Consider the following 5193-nt stretch of genomic DNA (forward strand, 5'->3'; position numbering starts at 1 on the left):
AAGGAACTGGAGAAGTAAAAAGTAAAAAGGTAAAAGAAAAAATTCTTTCTTTTTACTTTTAGCTTTTTACTTTTTACTTATTTTTACCCAATCCCCATTACCCCTTATCCCCAGAGGGGCCCCACCTTCCCCAATCCCCAGTCTTGGTGTGAATCACTATCCCAGTGCAGTCGAATCTTACGCTTTGTGTAGTATTTTTAAGGGATAGTAATATCTTTCCCACTTACACCACGCTTTTTATAGCGCACACACCTAATAGAATGTTTGGTCTCATCGGACATCTTACTAGTTTAGAACACGCACAAGCGGTAGCCAGAGAATTGGGCTACCCAGAATATGCCGATCAAGGTTTAGATTTTTGGTGCAGCGCCCCGCCCCAAATTGTCGATCGCATTACAGTTACCAGCGTAACTGGGCAGAAAATAGAAGGAAAGTATGTAGAGTCTTGCTTTTTACCGGAAATGCTTGCAACCCGCCGGATCAAAGCAGCTACACGCAAAATCCTCAATGCCATGGCCCTTGCTCAAAAGCATGAGATCAATATCACGGCTTTAGGGGGATTTTCCTCAATTATCTTTGAAAACTTCAATTTAGAGCAGTTCAAGCAAGTCCGCAACGTTGAACTAGAATTTGAACGCTTCACCACCGGAAATACGCACACTGCTTACATTATTTGCGCTCAGGTAGAACAAGCGTCGAAACAATTAGGAATTGAACTGTCACAAGCGACTGTTGCCGTTTGTGGTGCAACTGGAGATATTGGCAGTGCAGTCTGTCGTTGGTTAGATGCGAAAACAGATGTAAAAGATCTGCTGCTGATAGCCCGTAACCAAGAACGCCTCATTAATTTGCAAGCAGAACTTGGGCGTGGAAAAATCATGGCTTTGGAAGAAGCGCTGCCCCAAGCTGATATTGTAGTTTGGGTTGCCAGTATGCCTAAAGGCGTGGAAATTGAGCCTAAAGTGCTAAAACAACCTTGCTTGCTGATTGATGGAGGCTATCCCAAGAATCTGGGAACTAAAATTCAGCATCCTGGCGTGTATGTCCTTAATGGCGGCATTGTCGAGCATTCTCTTGATATTGACTGGAAAATCATGAAAATCGTCAATATGGATGTTCCAGAACGGCAGTTGTTTGCTTGTTTTGCAGAATCAATGCTGCTGGAATTTGAGAAGTTGCATACGAACTTCTCTTGGGGACGCAATCAGATTACCGTAGAAAAGATGGAGCAGATTGGTCAGGTGTCGGTAAAACACGGTTTTAGACCGCTGCTGGTATAGGGAATGGGGCATAAAAATATTATGAATTATGAATTATGAATTATGAAATTTTCAGCATTCAGTATTCATCATTCATAATTTTCACCTATTCCCAATCCCCATTGCCCCTAATCCCCACTCCTTACGGTCGTGGGGGCCGGTGAGTTCCCCAATCCCCAATCTCCAATCCCCGATCGCTATTTCCTATTCCCTAACTTATGGCTACTACTGAGCGCAAACCACTACTGTTGGATTTTGAAAAGCCGTTGGCAGAACTGGCAAACCGAATTGAGCAAATCCGTCAACTTGCAGAAGAAAATGGCGTCGATGTTTCTAGTCAAATTCGTCAACTAGAAGCACGTGCTATGCAACTGCGTGAGGAAATTTTCGGTAGTCTATCGCCATCTCAGCGACTGCAAGTCGCTCGCCATCCCCGCCGTCCCAGTACTCTTGATTACATTCAGGCGATTACTGATGAGTGGATGGAGTTGCATGGCGATCGCTGTGGTTCGGACGATCCGGCTTTAATCGGTGGTGTTGCTCGTTTGGGAGGGCAACCTGTAGTGATGTTGGGTCATCAAAAGGGGCGTGATACAAAAGACAATATTGCCCGTAATTTTGGTATGGCTACTCCTGGTGGCTATCGCAAGGCATTGCGCTTAATGGAACACGCCAACAAATTTGGAATGCCCATTTTAACTTTTATCGACACGCCGGGAGCCTTGCCGACAGTGGTAGCCGAACGACAAGGTGCAGGAGAAGCGATCGCCTACAATTTGCGCGAGATGTTTTGCCTGGATGTACCGATTATTTGCACGGTGATTGGTGAAGGTGGTTCTGGTGGAGCGTTAGGTATTGGTGTTGGCGATCGCCTGTTGATGTTTGAACACTCTGTTTATACCGTTATTACCCCCGAAGCTTGTGCTGCGATTTTGTGGAAAGATGCCACTAAAGCTCCTCAAGCAGCAGCGGTATTAAAAATGACTTCACACGATCTAAAAAATTTCGGCATTATTGACCAGATCTTAACTGAACCCGTCGGTGGCGCTCATTCTGAGCCTCTCAATGCTGCTCAAACTCTCAAACAAGCTCTCTTAGATAACCTAGACGAGTTGGGGCGCTTAACCCCTCAAGAACGCCGTCAACTTCGTTATGAAAAATTTCGCAAGATTGGTGTTTTTACCGAAGTTGCCCACTCATAAGACTGAAATCCTTGCTTAGCATAACAGCAATGCTATAATTGCCTATGGCACTTAAAGATTTTTAACAATCTTCTCAGCCATAGGCGTTTGTATTATTGGCAAATCTACTCAAACTAATGAGAGATTTGTTTTGTATTTATGAACAAATTTCAGGGTGCAACCTTGTTTTTAAGGCAAACATCCCAAGTTTTATACTGGAAAAAACTCGGCCGAAAATATGCCCATAATGGCTATGGATTGTAGCAGTTGTCAAACAACATTAATGAGATTTTTAGATTTGTTTAATATTGGCAGCAAATCTGAAAGTTTGAATAAACAGGTGATGATGCGGTTTCATTTGCCAAAGAATTGGAAAAAAGCATGAGTTTTGAGCAGAAACAACGCGCTCTGATTACAGGGGCAAGCAGTGGAATTGGCAAAGCAGCAGCTTTGGCATTTGCAAAAGCGGGAGTAGATGTTGCCTTAGTCAGTCGTTCTGTTGAGAAATTGGCAGCAACAGCAGAAGCAGCTCGGCACGCAGGGGTGAATGCGAAAGCATATCCTGTAGACCTAGCTTGTGTATCCCAAGTGCAGGAAAAAATCCAAGCGATCGCCCGTGACTTTGGCGACATAGATATTTTGGTCAACAATGCTGGCATGGGTTACACCGCCAGTTTGAGTGAAACTCCCTTGTCTGACTGGCAGCGAGTGATAGATTTAAATCTCACTAGCGTGTTTCAGTGCATCCTGGGGATTTTGCCAGGAATGCGCGATCGCAACAGAGGCACAATCATCAACCTTGTATCGATTGCTGGCAAACAAGCGTTTCCCAATTGGGGAGCTTACTGCGTCAGCAAAGCCGGTCTTTTGGCTCTTTCTCAAACTTTGGCACAAGAAGAACGCCCCCACGGCATCCGCGTCACTGCCATTTGTCCCGGTGCAGTCAATACCGAACTCTGGGAGCAAGAAACTGTTCATGCCGAGTTTGACCGCTCAAAAATGTTAACCCCAGAAATTGTTGCTCACTCAATTGTATACACTGCATTGTTGCCGCAACAGGCAGTCGTTGATGAGTTAACTCTCATGCCCAGTGCTGGCGTTCTTTAATCGCACAGTCATTTATTCAAAAACTATCCAAAACTAAGACCATGACTATTGCTAGTTCTAACGGTTCCAACCGCTTTCAATCTCCTTTAATTCCCGACTTAACAGAAGCCATTAGACCCGATCGCAACACTCATGACGGGCGAGAACCAGACTTGCACCCACCGCAAGAAGAACAAATGGAGCTGATGACGGACGCTGTGCGGACGCTACTGCTGGGTGTAGGAGAAGATCCGGAACGTGAAGGACTGCTGAAAACACCAAAGCGCGTGGCAGAGGCATTGCGATTTCTGACCAGTGGCTACAATCAGTCCTTAGATGAACTCGTTAACGGTGCGATTTTTGACGAAGGACATAACGAGATGGTGTTAGTTCGAGATATCAATGTCTTCAGCCTGTGCGAACACCATATGTTGCCATTTATGGGTAAAGCTCATGTTGCTTACATTCCCAATCAAAAAGTCGTGGGACTGAGTAAGCTTGCCCGCATTGTCGAGATGTATTCCCACCGTTTGCAAGTACAGGAGAGGCTAACTCGCCAAATTGCCGAAGCCATCCAGACTATTCTAGAACCTCAGGGTGTTGCTGTTGTTATTGAAGCTACCCACATGTGCATGGTGATGCGGGGTGTGCAAAAACCAGGTTCCTGGACTGTCACCAGTGCAATGGTAGGTGTTTTCCAAGAAGAACATAAAACCCGTGAAGAATTCTTCAACTTGATTCGCCACCAAGCAGCAATATTTTAGGGAATTGTTAGTAGTTAGTAGTTAGTAGTTAGTAGTTGTTTGGTTGTTCTGTACCACTAACCCCTAACCACTATCCACTAACCCTTAACCACTATCTAGTTCCTAGCTTTTCAAACAGCTTGGCGACTTTATTCAAATCCTTGTCCCCAGGTGCACTTTCTACTCCACTAGATAAGTCAATACCGCTGGGACTAACTTGACTGAGAGCTTCTAAAATATTATCCGGTGTTAGTCCCCCTGCTAAAAACCAAGGACAGCTAGGTTGAAACTGTTGCAGCATTTTCCAATCTAAGGTTTTGCCTGTACCACCCAACTGCTGGGGATGATAGGCATCAAGTAATAGTGTATCTACACTGAGACTATACACAGTTGCTTTGTCCAAATCTGCTGCTGCGCGTATTCTTAAGGCTTTAATAATTTCAACCTTAGGCAGATGTTCGCGCAACTGTCGGCAAAATTCTGGTGATTCATCTCCGTGTAGCTGAACGCCAGTCAACCCAGCATCAGCAACGGTCTGACTGATTCCTGTAATGGATGTATTAGCAAATACACCTATACTGTCAATCTGATTTTCTAGTTGTTCCACTACTGCCCGAATTTGGTTAGCAGTAACGTAACGGGGTGAAGTGGAAACGCAAATAAATCCCAGTGCTGTTGCACCAAAATCAGCAATCGCCTTCCCCTGCTGTGGTTGAGTAATGCCGCAAATTTTAACCCGCATAAAAATTTCAGAGATTTTTAGCAATACAAAAAGTTATACCAATTCAAAAAATGTTTGCGACATATAAGGCATTAAGGATGAAGTCGTAACCAGCCAAAGAAGCAGCAATTTGAGGAGTTAGATCGGCCAGAAGTTGAGCAACTTTAGTTCGCAAACTCTCCAATTAAGACCCCGTCGTTAAC

5 protein-coding genes are annotated in these 5193 nt (G+C 44.6%); 4 read left to right on the forward strand and 1 reads right to left on the reverse strand.

From position 1 onward, the window contains the following. Window positions 1-260: 260 nt before the first annotated feature. From HXY43_RS08980 to folE, 4 genes are all read left to right on the forward strand, one after another. Complete coding sequence (locus HXY43_RS08980; protein WP_290882424.1) at window positions 261-1280, forward strand: long-chain acyl-[acyl-carrier-protein] reductase; 1020 nt, start codon at window positions 261-263, stop codon at window positions 1278-1280. A 197-nt stretch (window positions 1281-1477) separates the two neighbouring features. Then, the gene (locus HXY43_RS08985; protein WP_026736705.1) at window positions 1478-2461 is read left to right on the forward strand and encodes an acetyl-CoA carboxylase carboxyltransferase subunit alpha; all 984 of its coding nucleotides are present in this window, start codon (window positions 1478-1480) and stop codon (window positions 2459-2461) included. Window positions 2462-2821: 360 nt separating this feature from the next. Continuing rightward, the gene (locus HXY43_RS08990) at window positions 2822-3547 is read left to right on the forward strand and encodes an SDR family oxidoreductase (RefSeq protein WP_290882427.1); all 726 of its coding nucleotides are present in this window, start codon (window positions 2822-2824) and stop codon (window positions 3545-3547) included. Between the two features lie 41 nt (window positions 3548-3588). Then, window positions 3589-4290, forward strand: a complete 702-nt coding sequence (gene folE, locus HXY43_RS08995) for a GTP cyclohydrolase I FolE (protein ID WP_290882429.1) — start codon at window positions 3589-3591, stop codon at window positions 4288-4290. 91 nt (window positions 4291-4381) lie between these two features. Here the strand turns inward: folE and HXY43_RS09000 are convergent, their stop codons facing one another. Continuing rightward, window positions 4382-5011, reverse strand: a complete 630-nt coding sequence (locus tag HXY43_RS09000; RefSeq protein WP_290882432.1) for a phosphoribosylanthranilate isomerase — start codon at window positions 5009-5011, stop codon at window positions 4382-4384. Between the last annotated feature and the right edge of the window lie 182 nt (window positions 5012-5193).

Source organism: Fischerella sp. (genome assembly GCF_013388695.1).
Lineage (GTDB): Bacteria > Cyanobacteriota > Cyanobacteriia > Cyanobacteriales > Nostocaceae > PCC9605.

Bases quoted from the DNA above. Each gene is read 5' to 3' on its own strand.
- HXY43_RS08980 (WP_290882424.1), top strand. From the start codon at position 261: ATGTTTGGTCTCATCGGACATCTTACTAGTTTAGAACACGCACAAGCG.
- HXY43_RS08985 (WP_026736705.1), top strand. From the start codon at position 1,478: ATGGCTACTACTGAGCGCAAACCACTACTGTTGGATTTTGAAAAGCCG.
- HXY43_RS08990 (WP_290882427.1), top strand. From the start codon at position 2,822: ATGAGTTTTGAGCAGAAACAACGCGCTCTGATTACAGGGGCAAGCAGT.
- folE (WP_290882429.1), top strand. From the start codon at position 3,589: ATGACTATTGCTAGTTCTAACGGTTCCAACCGCTTTCAATCTCCTTTA.
- HXY43_RS09000 (WP_290882432.1), bottom strand. From the start codon at position 5,011: ATGCGGGTTAAAATTTGCGGCATTACTCAACCACAGCAGGGGAAGGCG.